15 protein-coding genes are annotated in these 18,350 nt (G+C 68.4%); 12 read left to right on the top strand and 3 right to left on the bottom strand.

The genetic code is table 11. From position 1 onward, the window contains the following. Nucleotides 1–4: 4 nt before the first annotated feature. The 3 genes from FHY06_RS17590 to FHY06_RS17580 form a co-directional block, all read right to left on the bottom strand. Complete coding sequence (locus tag FHY06_RS17590) at nt 5–1,204, bottom strand: amidohydrolase family protein (RefSeq protein WP_019658433.1); 1,200 nt, start codon at nt 1,202–1,204, stop codon at nt 5–7. Beyond that, complete coding sequence (locus FHY06_RS17585; protein WP_126184192.1) at nt 1,159–1,926, bottom strand: TetR/AcrR family transcriptional regulator; 768 nt, start codon at nt 1,924–1,926, stop codon at nt 1,159–1,161. Before FHY06_RS17585 ends, FHY06_RS17590 begins: the two co-directional genes overlap by 46 nt. 106 nt (nt 1,927–2,032) lie before the next feature. Then, nucleotides 2,033–2,806: a ferredoxin--NADP reductase gene (locus FHY06_RS17580; protein ID WP_019658431.1), complete on the bottom strand. Its 774-nt coding sequence runs from the start codon at nt 2,804–2,806 to the stop codon at nt 2,033–2,035. Nucleotides 2,807–3,129: 323 nt separating this feature from the next. Here FHY06_RS17580 and FHY06_RS17575 point away from each other — a divergent pair, with 323 nt between their 5' ends. The 12 genes from FHY06_RS17575 to FHY06_RS17520 all read left to right on the top strand — a co-directional run bounded on the left by FHY06_RS17575 (nt 3,130) and on the right by FHY06_RS17520 (nt 18,294). Continuing rightward, a complete protein-coding gene (locus tag FHY06_RS17575) occupies nt 3,130–4,743 on the top strand; it encodes a hypothetical protein (RefSeq protein ID WP_019658430.1) in 1,614 nt (537 codons plus the stop codon). Between the two features lie 2 nt (nt 4,744–4,745). Beyond that, nucleotides 4,746–5,663: a UPF0280 family protein gene (locus tag FHY06_RS17570; protein ID WP_132751847.1), complete on the top strand. Its 918-nt coding sequence runs from the start codon at nt 4,746–4,748 to the stop codon at nt 5,661–5,663. A 21-nt stretch (nt 5,664–5,684) separates the two neighbouring features. Then, a complete protein-coding gene (locus FHY06_RS17565) occupies nt 5,685–6,326 on the top strand; it encodes an amino acid synthesis family protein (protein ID WP_019658428.1) in 642 nt (213 codons plus the stop codon). Between the two features lie 36 nt (nt 6,327–6,362). Continuing rightward, nucleotides 6,363–6,947, top strand: coding sequence for an amino acid synthesis family protein (locus FHY06_RS17560; protein WP_184605898.1), 585 nt, complete (start codon nt 6,363–6,365; stop codon nt 6,945–6,947). Between the two features lie 79 nt (nt 6,948–7,026). Continuing rightward, complete coding sequence (locus FHY06_RS17555; RefSeq protein WP_019658426.1) at nt 7,027–8,232, top strand: ABC transporter substrate-binding protein; 1,206 nt, start codon at nt 7,027–7,029, stop codon at nt 8,230–8,232. Between the two features lie 147 nt (nt 8,233–8,379). Then, the gene (locus FHY06_RS17550) at nt 8,380–10,320 is read left to right on the top strand and encodes an ABC transporter permease (protein WP_184605897.1); all 1,941 of its coding nucleotides are present in this window, start codon (nt 8,380–8,382) and stop codon (nt 10,318–10,320) included. After that, on the top strand, nt 10,317–11,105 hold the full coding sequence (locus FHY06_RS17545) for an ABC transporter ATP-binding protein (protein ID WP_132751848.1): 789 nt from the start codon (nt 10,317–10,319) through the stop codon (nt 11,103–11,105). The genes FHY06_RS17550 and FHY06_RS17545 overlap by 4 nt, the downstream gene beginning before the upstream one ends. A 61-nt stretch (nt 11,106–11,166) precedes the next feature. Next, complete coding sequence (locus tag FHY06_RS17540; protein ID WP_126184188.1) at nt 11,167–11,901, top strand: ABC transporter ATP-binding protein; 735 nt, start codon at nt 11,167–11,169, stop codon at nt 11,899–11,901. Between the two features lie 162 nt (nt 11,902–12,063). Further along, nucleotides 12,064–12,789: a bifunctional nicotinamidase/pyrazinamidase gene (pncA, locus tag FHY06_RS17535; RefSeq protein WP_126184187.1), complete on the top strand. Its 726-nt coding sequence runs from the start codon at nt 12,064–12,066 to the stop codon at nt 12,787–12,789. Between the two features lie 55 nt (nt 12,790–12,844). Next, nucleotides 12,845–14,014: an ABC transporter substrate-binding protein gene (locus FHY06_RS17530; protein ID WP_260310493.1), complete on the top strand. Its 1,170-nt coding sequence runs from the start codon at nt 12,845–12,847 to the stop codon at nt 14,012–14,014. Further along, nucleotides 13,992–14,492: a (2Fe-2S)-binding protein gene (locus FHY06_RS17525; protein WP_132800284.1), complete on the top strand. Its 501-nt coding sequence runs from the start codon at nt 13,992–13,994 to the stop codon at nt 14,490–14,492. The genes FHY06_RS17530 and FHY06_RS17525 overlap by 23 nt, the downstream gene beginning before the upstream one ends. A 49-nt stretch (nt 14,493–14,541) precedes the next feature. Then, nucleotides 14,542–18,294, top strand: a complete 3,753-nt coding sequence (locus tag FHY06_RS17520; protein ID WP_184605896.1) for a molybdopterin cofactor-binding domain-containing protein — start codon at nt 14,542–14,544, stop codon at nt 18,292–18,294. Nucleotides 18,295–18,350: the final 56 nt, after the last annotated feature.

Below are 18,350 nucleotides of genomic sequence, written 5' to 3'. Positions count from 1 at the left end.
TCGCTCAGTGCGCGCCCGAGACGACCACCGGGATCTCGGTCGCAGGCGGCGTGTTGCGGCTGCGGCCGCAGCGCACGATGCCGTCGATCATCACCATGCCCACTCCCGGGATGTCGCCGAGCTGCACGCTCTCGAGCAGCCCCGGCGCCGGCGAATGCTGCGCGCGGTCCATGAAGACGAAGTCGGCGGCACGGCCCACCTCGACGAGCCCGCAGTTGAGCTTGCGGATCTTCGCGGTGTTGCCCGTCGCGAAGCAGAACACCAGCTCGGCCGGGATGTTCGCGATGGACGACAGCATCGCCACCATGCGCAGGATGCCCAGCGGCTGCACGCCCGAGCCCGCGGGGCCGTCGGTGCCGAGGATCACGCGGTGCGGGCACTTGAGCTCCAGCGCCGCCTTCGCGGCGGCAATGGCGACCTTCTCGTTGCCGTTGTGCACGATCTCGATCGCGCGCGAACTCTTTTCGCACAGCTCGCACACGTGCGCCTCGGGCAGCGAGGTGTGGCCGCCGTTGATGTGGCCGATGACGTCGGCGTCGGCCTCGAGCACCACGTCCTTGTCGATCAGGCCCGAGCCCGGGATCGAGGGGCCGCCCGTGTGGATAGTGCTCTGGATGCCGTACTTGCGCGCCCAGGCCACCATCTCCTTGGCCTCGTAGCCGGCCTTGACCGAGCCCAGGCCCACTTCGCCGAGCAGGCCCACGCCGGCCTCGGCGAGTTCCTTGAAGTCGCTCTCGACCATGCCCTTCTCGATGACGGGCGCGCCCGCCAGCACCTTCACGCCGCCGGGGCGGAAGTTGTCGAAGGCGCGCTGCGCGGTGATGGCCAGCGCCTTCAGGCCCACGATGTCCTTGGGGCGGCCGGGCAGGTGCACCTCGCCGGCGGAAATCATCGTCGTCACGCCGCCGTGCATGGTGGAGTCGATCCAGCCGAGCTGGCCCTGGCGCGGCGTCCAGTCGCCGAACACCGGGTGCACGTGGCTGTCGATCAGGCCGGGGGCGACGCAGGTCTTCTTCGCGTCGATGACGGTGACGGCGCCTTCGAGGTCGCAGTCCTTTTCCTTGCCGACCGCGACGATCAGGCCGTCGTTCACGACGATGGTGTCGGCATCGAGGATGGGCTTGTCGATGTCGCCCGAGAGCAGCAGCCCGATGTTCCTTATGACGACCTTGCCCGACTTGCCGCCGGTTGCGATTTCTGCCATTTCGATGTGTCCTCGTGGGATGGGGTGGAGTTGTTCTCTTCGTCCTGCGGCTCGTCGGCGTCGGCGCGCACGGTGCGCAGCAGCGTCTCGATCACGAAGTCTTCCCAGTGCGCGATGGCGTCGGGCGACTCCAGCGGCTCGCCGAGGAAGGCGGTGAGCGTGTGCCGGTTGGATGTGTAGAAGTAGCCCGTGGACGCGATCAGCAGGTAGATGTCGCGCGCCACCAGGTCCTTGCGGAACAGGCCCTGCGAGGCGCCGCTCGCCAGGATCTCCGCGATGATCGCCACCGCGCGCGACGAGTACTCGCGCGCGCGCAGCGACTTCGAAATGTGCCGGCCCTTGTGCAGGTTCTCGGTGTTCAGCAGCGTGACGAACTCGGGGTTCTTGCGGTAGTAGCCCAGCACGAAGCGGATGACCTCGGTGAGCGCGTCCACCGGCCGCGAGGTGTCGAGCGCGATGGCGGCCTCGGCATCGTCCATGCGCTGGTAGATGCCTTCGAGCACCGCGATGAAGAGGCCTTCCTTGCTGCCGAAGTAGTAGTAGATCATCCGGTCGTACGACTTCGCGGCCTTGGAGATCTTCTCCACGCTGCCGCCGTCGTAGCCGTACTTGGCGAAGACCTTGGTCGCGGCCTTCAGGATGCTGTCGCGCGTGGCCTGGGCGGCCGCCTCGCGCACACCCGTGCGGCGCTGCGGCTTGGTGACGGCAGCCTTGCGTTCCATTACAGGCGGTCGCCGCCGGGCCGCCCCAAGGCGGACGGCGCCTCCCCCTCGGGGGGTGGAGTTACACGCGCGAAGCGCGTGAAAAGCCGGGGGGCCGACATTGACATTACTTTTCGGCGAAGGCGCGCTCGACCACGTAGTCGCCGGGCGTGGAAGTGTTGCCTTCCTTGAAGCCGCGCTTTTCCAGGATGTGCTTCAGGTCCACCAGCAGGCCGGGGCTGCCGCACAGCATGACGCGGTCTTCCTCGACGTTCAGCGGCGGCAGGCCCAGGTCGTCGGTGAGCTTGTTGCTCTCGATCAGGTCGGTGATGCGGCCCTGGTTGCGGAACTCCTCGCGGGTGACCGTGGGGTAGTACAGCAGCTGCTTCTCGATCATCTCGCCCAGGAACTCGTGCTTGGGCAGGTGGTCGGTCACGAGGTCGTGGTAGGCCAGCTCGTCGACCTGTCGCACGCCGTGCACCAGGATGACCTGCTCGAACTTCTCGTAGGTGTCCGGGTCGCGGATGATGCTCATGAACGGTGCGAGGCCGGTGCCGGTGCCGAACAGGTACAGGCGCTTGGCCGGCAGCGTGTAGTCGATCAGCAGCGTGCCGGTGGGCTTGCGGCCCACGATGATGGTGTCGCCCACCTGGATGTGCTGCAGCCTCGAGGTCAGCGGGCCGTCTTCCACCTTGATGCTCAGGAACTCGAGGTGCTCCTCGTAGTTCGGGCTCACGATGCTGTAGGCGCGCAGCAGGGGCTTGTTGTTGACCTTCAGGCCGATCATCGTGAAATGACCGTTCGAGAAGCGCAGGGCCGGGTCGCGCGTGGTGGTGAAGGTGAACAGGCGATCGGTCCAGTGGTGGACGCTCAGGACGCGTTCTTCGCTGAATGCACTCATACGGAACTCAAGAGTTGGTTGGTAACAGGGGAGGTTGGCTGAGCCTGCGCGCACGCCTTTGGGGCGAAAGCCGCCGGCCGGCTCCGAACCCTCCATTGTCGTTGGTCGGAGAAACCCCGATGAACGCCGCTAGAAAACACCATTGCAAGCATCGGGCCCGTTTGCTACATTGACCTTTGATGTAGTGAATGCAACATGAAAGTGTAGGGAATGCTACACAAACGGAAGTCGATGCACAAGCGGGCGGACGGCACGTTTGTTGCAAACCCCGACAGCCCGGATTCGCACTTCGCCCAACACCGAACGCCCACGAGATCGCCCCGATGACAGAACACACCAAGACAGACGGCCTCCCCGGCATGGACATGCCCGTGGTGGCCGAAGCCGGCAGCAGCGCCTTCGGCAAGGCACCGCTGCGCAACGAGCGCATGAGCTCCGCCAAGGTCGAGTGCAACGCCTGCCCGGTGCTGTGCCAGATCTCCGAGGGCCGCAGCGGCGCCTGCGACCGCTACGCCAACAAGGAGGGCGTGCTGGTGCGCGTCGATCCCGTCGTGCTGCTGCGCCGCACGATCGAGAGCGAGGCGCCTGCGCTGGTGCCCTTCGACCGCCCCGGCGCCGAGGCCGGCGATGCCGCCCCCGACTGGAACGGCGACCTGCTGCACGCCGACGAAGTCTTCGTCACCGGCGTGGGCTCCTCCACCACCTACCCCGACTACAAGCCCGCGCCCTTCATCGTGGCCTCCAAGGCCCAGGGCGTGGACATGGTCACCGTCGTCACCGAAGGCATCTTCAGCTACTGCAGCTTCAAGGTGAAGATCGACACCGACCGCTTCCTCGGCCCCGAGCAGGCCAACGTGCGCTACCGCGGCGAGGTCGTGGGCCACGTGACCACGGCCGAATACGGCTCGCAGATGCTCTCGCTGGGCGGCGTGCACCACCTCACCGGCGGCAGCAAGAAGGAAGGCCGCATGACGGCCGAGCTGATGCAGCTGCTGGGCAACAAGAAGGCGGTGGAGTGCACCATCGACGGCGGCTCCACCCTCGTCATCCAGGCCGGCAAGGCGCCCATCGTCAACGGCGTGGAAGAGCAGCGCATGCGCGTGGGCTGCGGCTCGGCCGCGGTCGGCATCTTTGCGCGGCAGTTCGCCGGTGTGGCCGACGAGGTGGTGGTGGTCGACGACCACATCACCGGCGTGCTCACCGAGCACCAGGCCGGCCGCTGCCTCGACATGGCGCCCTCGGGCATCCAGATGCTGGGGCGCAAGTCCACGCCGGGGCGCTACTTCCAGGTGGCGAACCCGGGCAACGGCTGGGGCGGCACCGACATCGCCGATCCGCTCGCGATCATCGAAGGCTGGGAAGAGGGCGTCGCGCGCCCGGGCCTGCGCCTGCTCATGACGTCGACCACCGGCGAGCATGCGCAGTGGTACGTGCTCGACGACGCGCTCAAGCCCGTCGAGCAGCCGATGCCGCCCGAGGTGAAGCGCATCGTCGATCGAATCGGCGAGAACTGCGAACCGTCGCTGTGCACGGTGCTGTTCCTCGGTGGTGCGGGCGGCAGCCTGCGCGCGGGCGTCACTGAGAACCCGGTGCTGCTCACGCGCGCCATCAAGCGCGCGCTGGTCAACGTCACCTGCGGCGGCGCGCCGGCCTATGTGTGGCCAGGCGGCGGCATCACCGTGATGGCCGACGTCATGCGCATGCCCGACAACAGCTTCGGCACCGTGCCCACGCCTGCCATCGTCGCACCCATCGAGTTCAGCATGCGGCGCGACGACTACGAGGCGCTCGGCGGCCACGTCGAACACATCTTCCCGCTCGAACAGGCGCTCGCGCGCGGTGCATGGCAGGAAGACGGCGCACCGCTTGCGCGCCAATGGCTCGCGGTGGACGACGCCAACCCGTGGCCCCTGGGCCACGCCCCGATGCTGGGCTGATCATGTCCGCCCAACGCAGTGCGCTCGACAAGAGCCGCTGGCACTTCAACCACGGCCCGATCGACATCGTGGCCGAGGCGCACGGCGACCCGTATGCCGTGGCCGCTGCGCACGATGCGGCATGGGCGCGCTTCGTCCACGTGCTCGACGAGCTGGTGCGCGAGCTGCCGCTGCTGCGCCTGCCCGTCACCGACAGGATGCGCCCGCGCAACGTGGTGGCGCGCCGCATGTGGGACGCCTGCGCCGCGTTCTCGCCGATGTTCATCACGCCGATGGCGGCAGTGGCCGGCTCGGTGGCGCAGGAGCTCATCGCCTTCTACGAACGCCCCGGCATCGAACGCGCGTGGATCAACAACGGCGGCGACATCGCGCTGCACCTCGCGCCGGGGCAGTCCGCGCGCGTGGGCGTGTTCGCCGACATCGCGCGCTTCGACCTGCGCAGCCATCTTGCCGGCGAAGGCGGCATCCTCACCACCGACGGCCAGTTCGAGCTGCGCGCCGACCAGCCCGTGCGCGGCGTCGCCACCAGCGGCTGGCGCGGGCGCAGCTTCTCGCTGGGCATTGCCGACAGCGTGACGGTGCTGGCCGCCACCGCAGCGCAGGCCGATGCCGCCGCGACAGTGATCGCCAACGCCGTCGACGTGGACGACGAGGCCATCGCGCGCCGCCCCGCGAACGAGTGCAAGGACGACAGCGACCTGGGCGACACGCTCGTCACCGTCGACGTGCCCGAGCTGGCCCCCGCGCAGGTGCGCAGCGCACTCGATACGGGCGTGGTTTGCGCCAAGGTCCTGCAAAAAGGAGGGCTCGTCTGGGCTGCTCTACTCGTTTGCCAGGGGCAGTGGAAACTCGTCGAGCCCTTATGCTCGAAGGCGCTCGACACAGAGCTGCCGAAATCAGTTGGTTCAGTATTTGCTTAACGAAAAGCAAGGTTCTTTTTCATGATCGAAATACGCCGCGTCTTCACCCAGGTCGAGCACATTCACCACGAGTTCGGACCGCGTGCCGACACCCCGCTGGTGCGTGGTGCCATCGGCGCGGTGCTGACCAATCCGTTCGCCGGCCGCTACGAGCCCGACATCCTGCCGATGATGGCGCTGCTCGACCCGGTGGGCGTCGACATGGCGCACCGGCTGCATGCCGCCATGGACGTGCCGCTGGAGCAGATCGCCACCTACGGCAAGGGCGCCATCGTCGGCGCCGACGGCGAACTGGAGCACGGCGCGCTGTGGCACGTGCCCGGCGGCTACGCGATGCGCGAACTGCTCGGCTGGAAGGGCAGCCGCGCCGCCTACACCGCGGGCAAGGCCGAGGAGAAGACCGGCCAGCCCGGCAATGCGCTCTCGATCGTGCCCTCGACCAAGAAGGTCGGCCCGCCCGGCGCCGCGCTCGACGTGCCGCTGACCAACATCAACGCCAGCTACGTGCGCGGCCAGTTCGACGCCATCGAAGTGCGCGTGCCCGGCGCGCCGGCGGCCGACGAGATCGTCTTCATCCTCGCGATGAGCACCGGGTATCGCGTCCACGCACGCGTCGGTGGCCTGCTCGCCAAAGACATCAGCAAATGGGACGGCCTGCGCTGAGCCGCAGCATCCATACAGAGACAAGGAACACAGAACATGACCGCCAACATCCGCAAGCTCGTAGTACAGGTCGATGAAACCCGCCGCGAAATGGGCAAGGACATCACGCCGCCCACGCGCCGCGCCATCGCCATCGCCGTGATCGAGAACCCTTACGCCGGCCGCTACAGCGAGAACCTCGACGACCTGATCGCCATCGGCGAGGAACTCGGTGCGCTGCTGGGCCAGAAGGCCGTGAAGGCGCTGGGCATCGAGCCCGGCCAGGCGCAGAGCTACGGCAAGGCCGCCATCGTGGGCGAGCGCGGCGAGCTCGAACATGCCGCCGCCATTCTGCATCCCAAGCTGGGCGCGCCGCTGCGCGTGGCGGTGGAGAAGGGCGCGGCGCTCGTGCCCTCGGCCAAGAAGCAGGGCACGCTGGGCACCGCGATCGACGTGCCGCTGGGCCACAAGGACGCCGCCTTCGTGCGCAGCCATTTCGACGCGGTGGAAGCCCGCGTGAGCGACGCGCCGCGCGCCAACGAGATCGTGGTGGCGGTGGCCGTCACCGACAGCGGCCGTCCGCTGCCGCGCATCGGCGGCCTGCAGGTCTCCGAGATCAAGGGCGAAGACGGCCTGCGCTGAGACGCGCCGCATCGTCCATCCAAAGCCCCGCGCCCGTACAACTCGAATTCTTTCTGCCTTAACCCCTAGGAGCTTCTCGATGAATCCATTGCGCCATGTTTTCTGCGCCGCGTCCGTCGTCACGCTGGCCACGGCCCTCGTTCCCGCGCACGCGCAGGGCGTGATCAAGATCGGCGAAATCAACAGCTACAAGGCGCAGCCCGCCTTCCTCGAGCCCTACAAGAAGGGCATGGAGCTCGCGGTCGACGAGATCAACGCCAAGGGCGGCATCAACGGCAAGAAGATCGAGCTCATCAGCCGCGACGACAACGCCAACCCCGGCGACGCCGTGCGCGTGGCCGAGGAGCTCATCTCGCGCGAGAAGATCGACGTGCTGGCCGGCGCCTTCCTGTCGAACACCGGCCTGGCGCTGACCGACTTCGCCAAGCAGAAGAAGTTCTTCTATCTCGCCGCCGAACCGCTCACCGACAAGATCGTCTGGAGCAACGGCAACAAGTACACCTACCGCCTGCGCCCCTCGACCTACATGCAGGTCGCGATGCTGGTGCCCGAGGCCGCCAAGCTCAAGAAGAAGCGCTGGGCGCTCGTGTACCCCAACTACGAATACGGCCAGTCTTCGGTCGCCACCTTCAAGACGCTGCTGAAGGCTGCGCAGCCCGACGTCGAGTTCGTCGCCGAGCAGGCGCCGCCGCTGGGCAAGGTCGATTCGGGCAGCGTGGTGCAGGCCCTGGCCGATGCCAAGCCCGACGCCATCTTCAACGTGCTCTTCGGCGCCGACCTCTCCAAGTTCGTGCGCGAAGGCAACACGCGCGGCCTCTTCAAGGACCGCGAGGTGGTGAGCGTGCTGACCGGCGAGCCCGAGTACCTCGACCCGCTGAAGGACGAGGCGCCCAACGGCTGGATCGTCACCGGCTATCCCTGGAACGGCGTGAAGACGCCCGAGCACAAGGCCTTCCTCGATGCCTACCAGGCCAAGTTCAAGGACTATCCGCGCCTGGGCTCGGTGGTCGGCTACAGCGCCATCCACTCGATCGCGGCCGGCATCAAGAAGGCCGGTGGCACCGACACCGAGAAGCTCGTGGCCGCCTTCAAGGGCCTGCAGGTCGACACGCCCTTCGGCAAGATCAGCTACCGCGCGCAGGACAACCAGTCCACCATGGGCGCCTATGTCGGCAAGACCAAGAACGACGGCGGCAAGGGCGTGATGGTCGACTATGTCTACCTCGACGGCGCCAAGTTCCAGCCGAGCGACGACGAAGTGAAAAAGATGCGCCCTGCGGACTGATCGCGCAACAGACCAACATCTTCACTGAAAGCGGACCATTCCAGGAATACCGCGGAACCGGCTCTGCCGGGCCGCTGGTATAGCCCCCGGTAGGGGGGTGGCGGCCACACGAAGTGGGCAAGCCTGGGGGCGAGCAAAGGATCCTTGATGAGTTTTTCAGGTTTTGTTGTTCAGTTGCTCAACGGGTTGGCCGGCGCGTCCTCGCTCTTCTTCGTGGCGGCCGGTCTCTCGTTGATCTTCGGCGTGACGCGCATCGTCAACTTCGCCCATGGTTCGTTCTTCATGGTGGGCATCTATCTCGCGTACACGCTCGTCGACAAGCTGGGCTCGAGCCTGGGCTTCTGGCCCGCGCTGCTGATCGCCGCGCTGGCGGTGGGTGTGCTCGGCGCCATCATCGAGGTGGTGCTGCTGCGCCGCATCTACAAGGCGCCAGAGCTGTTCCAGCTGCTGGCCACCTTCGCGCTGGTCCTCGTCATCAAGGACGCGGTGCTCTGGCTGTGGGGGCCCGACGAACTGCTCGGCCCCCGCGCGCCCGGCCTCAGGGGCTCGGTCGAGATCCTCGGGCGTCAGTTTCCTTCCTATGACCTGTTCCTGATCGTCGTCGGCCCGGTGGTGCTGGGCCTCGTGTGGCTGCTGCTCACCCGCACGCGCTTCGGCACGCTGGTGCGCGCCGCAACTCAAGACCGCGAGATGGTCAGCGCACTCGGCGTCAACCAGGCCTGGCTCTTCACGGCGGTGTTCGCGCTCGGCGCGCTGCTCGCGGGCCTCGGCGGCGCGCTGCAGCTGCCGCGCGAGCCCGCCACGCTGGAGATGGACCTGAACACCATCGGCGCCGCCTTCGTGGTGGTGGTGGTGGGCGGCATGGGCTCGCTGCCCGGCGCCTACATGGCCGCGCTGCTCATCGCCGAGATCAAGGCCGTGTGCATCTGGCTCGGCGTGGTGCAGATCTTCGGCATCGACGTCTCGTTCTCCAAGCTCACGCTGATGGTCGACTTCCTCGTGATGGCCATCGTGCTGGTGTGGCGCCCCTGGGGCCTGTTCGGCCGTCCGCAGGCGCCGAGCCGCTACGTGGGCATGCAGGAAGAACCGCTGCGCCGCCCGGGCAACGCCTACATGGTGGTGGCCGCCGCGTTCGCGCTGCTGCTGGCCGTGGTGCCTTTCCTCACGGTGAACTCGCCCTACACCACGGTGCTGATGATCGACCTGATGATCGCGGCCCTGTTCGCCACCAGCCTGCACTTCATCATGGGGCCGGCCGGCATGCATTCCTTCGGCCACGCCGCGTACTTCGGCCTCGGCGCGTACGGCGCGGCGCTGCTGGTGCGTGCGCTGCACCTGCCCATGGAACTGGCGCTGATCGTCGCGCCGCTGGTGGCCGCGCTCGGCGCCTTCGTCTACGGCTGGTTCGCGGTGCGGCTGTCGGGCGTGTACCTGGCCATGCTCACGCTGGCCTTCGCGCAGATCACATGGGCCATCACCTACCAGTGGGACAGCTTCACCGGCGGCAGCAATGGCCTGACCGGCGTGTGGCCCTCCGAGTGGCTTTCCGACAAGCGGGCCTACTACTGGCTCACGCTGGTGCTCGTGGGTGCGGGCGTGTGGTGGCTGCGGCGCGTGCTGTTCTCGCCCTTCGGCTACGCGATGCGCGCGGGCCGCGACTCGGTGCTGCGCGCCGACGCCATCGGCATCGACGTCAAGCGCATGCAGTGGGTGGCGTTCATCATCGCGGGCACCGTGGCGGGCCTGGCGGGTGCGCTCTTTGCGTTCTCGAAAGGCAGCATCTCGCCCGAGACGCTGTCGGTCGGCAAGTCGGTCGACGGCCTCGTGATGGTGCTGCTCGGCGGCATTCAGACGCTCGCGGGGCCGGTGGTCGGTGCCGTCACCTTCACCTGGCTGCACGACACCGTGGCGCGCAACACCGACTACTGGCGCGCGATGCTGGGCGCCATCATCCTGATCCTGGTGCTGCTGTTCCCGCAGGGCATCGCGGGCTCCATCAAGCAGCTTGCAGACCGCTGGCGCGCGCCGAAGGAAGATGAAGCTGCAAGGACCGAAGCCAAGGCCAAGCTCGAGGAGGTGAAGGCATGACCGGAACGCTCCTCAAGGTAGAGAACCTCGGCAAGTCCTTCGGTGGCGTGAAGGCGGTGGACGGCATCAGCTTCGAGCTGCCGCCCGGCGAACTGCTCGCGCTGATCGGGCCCAACGGCGCCGGCAAGTCGACAACCTTCAACATGGTCAACGGCCAGCTCAAGGCCGACCAGGGCTCCATCACGCTGGACGGCCACGAACTCGTGGGCCGCAAGCCGCGCGAGATCTGGCGCATGGGCGTGGGCCGCACCTTCCAGATCGCCGAGACCTTCGCCTCGCTCACCGTGGTCGAGAACGTGCAGATGGCGCTGCTGTCGCATGACCGCAAGCTCTTCTCCACGTGGCGCCGCGCCGCCGACCACAAGCGCGAGGAAGCGCTGGCGCTGCTCGACCAGGTCGGCATGAAGTCGCAGGCCGACCGGCCCTGCAGCGTGCTCGCATACGGCGACGTGAAACGCGTCGAGCTCGCCATCGCGATGGCCAACTCGCCCAAGCTGCTGCTGATGGACGAGCCCACCGCCGGCATGGCGCCCAAGGAGCGCAACTCGCTCATGGCGCTGACCAAGGAACTCGTCATCCAGCGCGGCATGGCCGTGCTCTTCACCGAGCACAGCATGGACGTGGTGTTCGCGTACGCCGACCGCATGATCGTGCTCGCGCGCGGACGCCTCATCGCGCAGGGCAAGCCGCTGGAGATCCGCGACCATCCCAAGGTGCAGGAGGTGTACTTCGGCACCGGCAAGACATTCGAGAAGAAGGCCGCAGCCGTTGGAGAAGCCGCATGAGCGAAGCGCCGGGCCGCCCCAAGCAAGCCAGCACCGCAGTGCGAAGCACGGAGGCAATTTGATGAGCACACATGAACCCCTCCTGCAGGCCAAGGCCCTGTGCGCCTGGTACGGCGCCGCGCAGATCCTCTACGACGTCGATCTCGAAGTGCGCCGCGGCGAAGTGGTCGCGCTCATGGGCCGCAACGGCGCGGGCAAGTCGACCACGCTGAAGGCGCTGATCGGCATGCTCACCAAGCGCCGCGGCGCCGTTCGCTTCCTGGGTCACGACATCTCGAAGAGCGAGCCGCACCACGCGGCGCGCCTGGGCCTGGGCTTCGTGCCCGAGGACCGCCGCGTGTTCACCGACCTCACGGTGATGGAGAACCTCGAGGTCGGCAAGCAGGCCGCGCGCCGCTGGGCCGACGGCAGCGACGCGCCGCTGTGGACGCCCGAGCGGCTGTTCAAGCTCTTCCCCAACCTCGGCGAGATGCCTAACCGCCCGGGCGGGCGCATGAGCGGCGGCGAGCAGCAGATGCTCACGGTCGCGCGCACGCTCATGGGCAACCCCTACCTCGTGCTGCTCGACGAACCTTCCGAAGGCGTGGCGCCGGTGATCGTCGAGCAGATGGCGAACATGATCCTGGAGCTCAAGGCGCAGGGCGTCAGCATCCTGCTGTCGGAGCAGAACATGCACTTCGCCGAACTGGTGTCCGACCGTGCCTATGTGCTCGAGAAGGGGCAGATCCGCTATCACGCCACGATGGCCGAGCTGGCGGCGAACGACGAAGTCCGCCGTGCCTACCTGAGCGTCTAGCATGAAGCACACCCCCAGTCTTCGCGCACTTCGTGTCGCTTCGCCAACCCCCTTGCAGGGGGCAACACCGACGGCCCGGCAAAGCCGGTTCCGTGGTGTTCCTGGAAAGTTTCTCTTGTCCTGATTCAAGTTCCCCTTCCAGTCCTACCAGGAGTCCACGCCATGCATCGCAGAACCCTCGTGAAATCCGCCGCCGCCCTCGGGCTGGCCGGTGGCCTCGGCAGTGTCGCCTTCAACGCCTTCGCGGCCGGCAAGATCAAGCCCGGCGCCAAGGCGGCGCTGATCGTGGTCGACGTGCAGAACTGTTTTCTCGACGGCGGCACGCTCGCGGTGAAGGGCGGCAACGAAGTCATCCCGGTGATCAACGCGCTCGCGCCGGCCTTCGAGAACATCGTGGTCACGCAGGACTGGCACACGGCGGGCCATGCATCTTTCGCCAGCACCTACAGCGGCAAGAAGCCCTTCGAGACCACCAAGCTCAGCTACGGCACGCAGGTGCTGTGGCCCGACCATTGCGTGCAGGGCACCGACGACGCGGCGCTCGGCAAGGACCTGAAGGTGCCCACCGCGCAGCTCGTCATCCGCAAGGGCTTCCACAAGGACATGGACAGCTACTCGGCCTTCGAGGAAGCCGACCACAAGACGGCCACGGGCCTGGCCGGCTACCTGAAGGCGCGCGGCATCAAGACCGTGTTCGTCACCGGCCTGGCCACCGACTTCTGCGTGGCCTGGACCGCGATGGATGCGCGCAAGGCCGGCTTCGAGGCCTACGTGATCGAGGACGCCACGCGCGGCATCGACCTCAACGGCTCGCTGGCCGCGGCCTGGAAGCAGATGACGGCCAAGGGCGTCAAGCGCATCCAGTCGGCAGACATCCAGACCGCCTGAGCGCGCATCGCCGCAAGACTCTGAAAGAGCAACAGGAACACGGGACCCACGACGCATGAAGCCCTCGATCTCAAGGCGTGCCATGGTGGCGAGCGCCGCCGCCCTGGCGCTCGGCCCCGGCCTGCTGCGGCCGGCACGCGCGGACAACGGCACGACCGGCGTGACCGACACCACCATCCGCATCGGCCAGTCGGCCGTTTTCAGCGGACCGGCCAAGGACTTCGGCATCGATTACCGCGCGGGCATCAAGCTCTACTTCGACCGGGTCAACAAATCGGGCGGCGTGAACGGCCGCAAGATCGAGCTGGTGACCTACGACGACGCGTACGACCCCGCGAAGACGGCCGTGAACACCGCGAAGCTGATCGACGAGGACAAGGTCTTCGCGCTCACCGGCTACGTGGCAACCGGCAATCTCACGGCGGCGATGCCGCTCGCGGAGAAGGCCGGCGTGCCGATGTTCGCGCCGCTGGTGGGCACCACGTCGTTCCGCACCAAGGTCAACCGCTACCTGTTCCACGTGCGCGCGGGCTACGACCTGGAGCTGCGCAAGATCATCAGCCACCTCTCGACCATCGGCATCCAGTCGATCGCGGTGGTCTACCAGGACAGCGCCTTCGGCAAGTCGAACCTCGCCACCTGCGAGGAGCTCGCGGCCGACTACAAGGTGAAGGTGCTCAAGACCTTCCCGCTGGCCATCGCGGCCGAGGACGCGAAGCAGGTCGTCGCCGGCCTCGCGGAGACGAAGCCGGGCGCGGTCGTGATGATCATGGCTGGGCGCATGGTGGAAGTGTTCATGCGCGACTACCGCGCCAGCGCCGTGGGCTCGCCGCTGTACACGCTGTCGGTCGGCATCACCGATGCGGCCGGTTCGGCCAAGCGGCTCGACGGCAAGCTCGCGGGCCTGGTCACGGCCAGCATCGTGCCGCCGCCGCAGGCGCAGCGCGTGCCCATCGTGGCCGACTACCAGCGCGACCGCGCCGAGTTCGGCGAGAAGATCGACAGCTACACCGCGCTGGAGGGCTACATCGTCGCGCGCGTGATGGTCGAGGGCCTGCGCCGCGCGGGCAAGGCGCTCACGCGCGACAACTTCATCGCGGGCCTGGAGAGCATCGGCAGCACGCGCTTCGGCGACTTCCCCGTCGAGTACAGCGCTAAGAACCACAACGGCTCGACCTTCGTCGATCTGGAGATGTACACCCGTGACGGCCAGTTGCGGCGCTGAGCCGCTGCGCCTGCTGGTCAACGGCCGGGCGCAATCGATCGAAGGCGTGCCGCGCGAGGCGACGCTGCTGCACCTGCTGCGCAATGACCTGGGGCTGAACGGCCCCAAGTACGGCTGCGGGCTGGGACAGTGCGGTGCATGCACCGTGCACGTCGACGGCGTGGCCGCGCGCTCCTGCGTGATCCCGGCGCACGGCGTGGCGGGACGCGCCATCACCACGCTCGAAGGCCTGGGCTCGCGCGGCAGCTGGCACCCGGTGCAGGCCGCCTTCGAAGAGGCGCAGGCCGCGCAGTGCGGCTACTGCCTCAACGGCATGGTGATGCAGGCCGCCGCGCTGCTCGCACGCGATCCGCAGGCGAGCGAGCAGCGCATACGCGCCGAACTGTCGGGCAACCTGTGCCGCTGCGGCACGCACATCGAGATCCTCGGCGCGGTGCAGCGCGCGGCAGTGCGCATGCGCGAGGAGCTCAACCCATGAGCCGCTGGTCTTGTCTCCTCTCCCGCGAGCGGGAGAGGGAGCAAATGCCATGATGCGCCGCGCAGACCTGCCGCGCACGCGCGCCGAGTTCCTTGCCGCCTCCGGCGTGCTGCTGGTGCTGCGCGAGACCCCGCCGCCGCCGCCCCCGGCCAAGGGCCAGCCTGCCTTCATCGCCAGCAACCCCGCCGAGGGCGACGAGGTGCTGCTCGCCGTGTGGGACGACGGCAGCGCCTCCGCGCTCAACGGACACGTCGACCTGGGCACCGGCATCCAGACGGCGCTCGGCCAGATCGTGGCCGAGGAGCTCGATCTCGGCATGCCCTGCGTGCGCGTGATGCTCGGCGACACCGCGCGCGCGCCCAACCAGGGCGCGACCATCGCCAGCGCGTCGATCCAGATCCATGCGCAGCCGCTGCGGCTCGCGGCGGCGCAGGCGCGCGCATGGCTGCTGGCGCGTGCGGCCGAACGCCTGGGCGTGACCGAGGACGCGCTGCAGGTGCGCAACGGCGTGGTGCGCGTTGCGGAGGCGCCTGACCGGCATGTCAGCTACGCCGACCTCGTCGCGGGCCAGCGCACCGTGCTCAAGCTCGATCCGCAGGCCAGGCCCAAGGACCCGGCCGACTATCGCGTGGTCGGCACGCGCCAGGCGCGCGTCGACATCCCGGCCAAGCTCGCGGGCGAACTCGTCTTCGTGCACGACATGCGCGTGCCCGGCATGCTGCACGGCCGCGTGGTGCGCCCGCCGTACGCGGGTGCGGACCATGGCGACTTCATCGGCAACACGCTGGAATCGGTCGACGAGTCGTCGATCGCACACATCCCCGGCATCCGCGCGGTGGTGGTCATCCGCGACTTCGTCGGCATCGTGGCCGAGCGCGAGGAGCACGCCGAGCAGGCGTTGCGCGAGCTGCGCGTGAAGTGGAAGCCATGGCCCGGCATGCCCGACCTCGGCGATCTCGCGCAGGCCCTGCGCGACAACCCCTCGACACAGCGGCTGCTGGTCGATGAAGGCGACGTCGACGGCGCCATCGAAGCGGCCGCGCAGCCCATGCACCGCACCTACGTGTGGCCCTACCAGATGCATGCGTCCATCGGCCCGTCGTGCGCGCTGGCCGAATGGCAGCCCGCCGACGGCAGCGGCATGCAACTGCGATGCTGGGCCGGCTCGCAGAACCCGCACGTGCTGCGCGCCGATCTCGCCAGGCTCATGGGCGTGGAGGACGTGCAGGTCGACGTGGTCCGCATGGAGGCTGCCGGCTGCTACGGCCGCAACGGCGCCGACGACGTGGCCGCCGACGCGGCGCTGCTCGCGCGCGCAGCGGGCGCACCGGTGCGCGCGCAGCTCACGCGCGAGCAGGAGCATGCGTGGGAGCCCAAGGGCGCCGCGCAGCTCATGGAGATCGACGGCGGGCTCATGGCCGACGGCAGCGTCGCAGCCTACGACTTCGAGACCTCCTACCCGTCGAATGGCGCGCCAACGCTCGCGCTGCTGCTCACGCGCACCATCGAGCCGGTCGCGCAGGCCTTCGAGATGGGCGACCGCACCGCGCGTCCGCCCTACAGCTACGACAACCTGCGCGTGAAGGTCAACGACATGGCGCCGATCGTGCGCGCGTCATGGCTGCGCGGCGTGTCGGCGCTGCCGAGTTCGTTCGCGCACGAGTCGTACATCGACGAGCTGGCGACGGCTGCGGGTGTCGATCCGGTGCAGTTCAGGCTTCGGCACCTGCAGGACCCGCGCGCCGTCGAGCTCGTTCAGGCCACCGCGCAGAAGGCCGGCTGGCGCATGCGCACCGGGCCGCAGGAGAACGCCGATGGCGGACTGGGCGAGGGCGGCGACATCCTCTTCGGCCAGGGCTTCGCCTATGCGAGATACATCCACAGCAAGTGGCCTGGTTTCGGCGCGGCGTGGGCCGCGTGGGTGGCCGACGTGGAGGTCAACCGCAAGACCGGCGAGGTGCATGTGCGCCGCGTGGTGGTGGGGCATGACGCCGGCCTGATGATCAACCCGGCGGGGGTCGAGCACCAGGTGCACGGCAACGTGATCCAGACGACGAGCCGGGCGCTCAAGGAGCAGGTGCAGTTCGCACCGCAACAGCAGCAACAGCAAGGCACGGCGGCGGACGCGCAGCTGCCGGGCGTGCTGCCTTCCGGCGTGGTCGCGAGCCGCGAGTGGGGCAGCTACCCGATCATCAACTTCCGCGAAGTGCCGGTGATCGAGGTGATGCACATGCCGCGGCCCGGCGAGCCGTCGCTGGGTGCCGGAGAGTCTTCTTCGGTGCCGGGCACGGCTGCGATCGCGAACGCGATCTTCGATGCGACCGGCGTGCGCTTCAGGGCACCGCCGTTCACGCCGGAGACGGTGCTCGCGGAGTTGAACCGGGGTCTGCTCCCTCCCCCTCTGGGGGAGGGCGGGGGTGGGGGCATGCGGCGCCCGGATGGCGACGCTGCCGTGCCCCCATCCCGATCTTCCCCCAAAGGGGGAAGGAGCGATGCGCCATGGCCTCGGCGCAAGGGCGTGTGGGCGACGGGCGCGGCGCTGGTCGTAGGCGGCATCGGCGTCATCGCTGGACTGCTCGGCTGGCGCTCGGCCATCGCGCCGGTGTCGCTCACCGCGCCGGTCTACAGCCAGGCCACCATCGAACGCGGCCGTGTGCTCGCCGCGGTGGGCGACTGTGCCGTGTGCCACACCGCGCCCGGCGGCACGGCCAACGCGGGCGGACGCGCCATGGAAACGCCCTTCGGCACGCTCTACACCACCAACCTCACGCCGGACGCGGAGACGGGCCTCGGGCGCTGGTCGTTCAGCGCCTTCCAGCGCGCGATGCGCGAGGGCATTTCGCGCGACGGCCATCACCTGTATCCCGCGTTCCCCTACACCGCCTTCGCCAAGACCAGCGACGACGACCTGCAGGCGCTGTATGCGTACTTCATGTCGCTGCCCGCGGTGCGCGCGGAAACGCCGAAGTCGGAGCTCAAGTTCCCGTTCAGCATCCGGCCGCTGATGGCCGGCTGGAACGCGCTCTTCCACGATCCGTCGCCGATGCAGCCCGTGGCCGCGCAGAGCGCGGAGTGGAACCGCGGCGCATACCTCGTCAACGGCCTGGGGCATTGCGGCGCCTGCCACACGCCACGCAACGCGCTGGGCGCGGAGCAGGGTGGCAGCGCCTTCCTTTCGGGCGCGATGGTCGATGGATGGGAGGCGCCGGCGCTCACGCAGCTGGCGTCGAAGTCGGCGGTGCCGTGGGATGCCGACGAGCTCTATCGCTACCTGCGCCACGGCCATACGCAGCGCCACGGCATCGCGGGCGGGCCGATGGCCGAGGTCGTGCGCGAGCTCGCGCAGGTGCCCGACGAGGACATCCGTGCGATGGCCGCCTATCTCGGCTCGTTCAATCCGAAACCGGCCGCCGATCCCGGCTTGGCGGCGCAGCAGGTCGTGAACGCCGCGGCGCGTACCCAAGGGCAGCTGCTGGGCCCCGCACAGCGCATGTTCGACAGCGCCTGCGCCTCCTGCCACCACGACGGCAACGGCCCCACGCTGCTGGGCGTCAACACGCCGCTCGCGCTCAACAGCAACCTCACCAGCGCGCGGCCCGACAACCTGCTGCGCACCATCCTCGACGGCGTGCGCGAACCCGCGAGCCGCGACATCGGCTTCATGCCCGGCTTCCGCGAGGTGCTCGACGACCGGCAGATCGCCGAACTCGCAGGCTACATGCGCGCTCGCTTCGCGCCGCAGGAGCCGGCGTGGACCGACCTGCCTGCCGAGGTGGCGCGCGTGCGCGCATCGAAGCATTGAGGCCGTAAACCAGGAGGACCGGGCGGCCGCGCAGGCTGTTTTCGTCGGGCGCCGCT

Source organism: Variovorax atrisoli (assembly GCF_014195185.1).
Classification (GTDB): Bacteria; Pseudomonadota; Gammaproteobacteria; order Burkholderiales; family Burkholderiaceae_C; genus Variovorax; species Variovorax atrisoli.
The sequence above is the reverse complement of the archived record's forward strand: the minus strand, read 5'-3'. Positions and strand labels throughout refer to the sequence as shown.

Excerpts from the sequence above, each read along its gene's own strand:
- pncA (WP_126184187.1), top strand. The coding sequence starts at position 12,064 with ATGCATCGCAGAACCCTCGTGAAATCCGCCGCCGCCCTCGGGCTGGCC.
- FHY06_RS17540 (WP_126184188.1), top strand. The coding sequence starts at position 11,167 with ATGAGCACACATGAACCCCTCCTGCAGGCCAAGGCCCTGTGCGCCTGG.
- FHY06_RS17585 (WP_126184192.1), bottom strand. The coding sequence starts at position 1,926 with ATGGAACGCAAGGCTGCCGTCACCAAGCCGCAGCGCCGCACGGGTGTG.
- FHY06_RS17570 (WP_132751847.1), top strand. The coding sequence starts at position 4,746 with ATGTCCGCCCAACGCAGTGCGCTCGACAAGAGCCGCTGGCACTTCAAC.
- FHY06_RS17550 (WP_184605897.1), top strand. The coding sequence starts at position 8,380 with ATGAGTTTTTCAGGTTTTGTTGTTCAGTTGCTCAACGGGTTGGCCGGC.
- FHY06_RS17530 (WP_260310493.1), top strand. The coding sequence starts at position 12,845 with ATGAAGCCCTCGATCTCAAGGCGTGCCATGGTGGCGAGCGCCGCCGCC.
- FHY06_RS17555 (WP_019658426.1), top strand. The coding sequence starts at position 7,027 with ATGAATCCATTGCGCCATGTTTTCTGCGCCGCGTCCGTCGTCACGCTG.
- FHY06_RS17560 (WP_184605898.1), top strand. The coding sequence starts at position 6,363 with ATGACCGCCAACATCCGCAAGCTCGTAGTACAGGTCGATGAAACCCGC.
- FHY06_RS17575 (WP_019658430.1), top strand. The coding sequence starts at position 3,130 with ATGACAGAACACACCAAGACAGACGGCCTCCCCGGCATGGACATGCCC.
- FHY06_RS17590 (WP_019658433.1), bottom strand. The coding sequence starts at position 1,204 with ATGGCAGAAATCGCAACCGGCGGCAAGTCGGGCAAGGTCGTCATAAGG.
- FHY06_RS17580 (WP_019658431.1), bottom strand. The coding sequence starts at position 2,806 with ATGAGTGCATTCAGCGAAGAACGCGTCCTGAGCGTCCACCACTGGACC.
- FHY06_RS17545 (WP_132751848.1), top strand. The coding sequence starts at position 10,317 with ATGACCGGAACGCTCCTCAAGGTAGAGAACCTCGGCAAGTCCTTCGGT.
- FHY06_RS17520 (WP_184605896.1), top strand. The coding sequence starts at position 14,542 with ATGATGCGCCGCGCAGACCTGCCGCGCACGCGCGCCGAGTTCCTTGCC.
- FHY06_RS17565 (WP_019658428.1), top strand. The coding sequence starts at position 5,685 with ATGATCGAAATACGCCGCGTCTTCACCCAGGTCGAGCACATTCACCAC.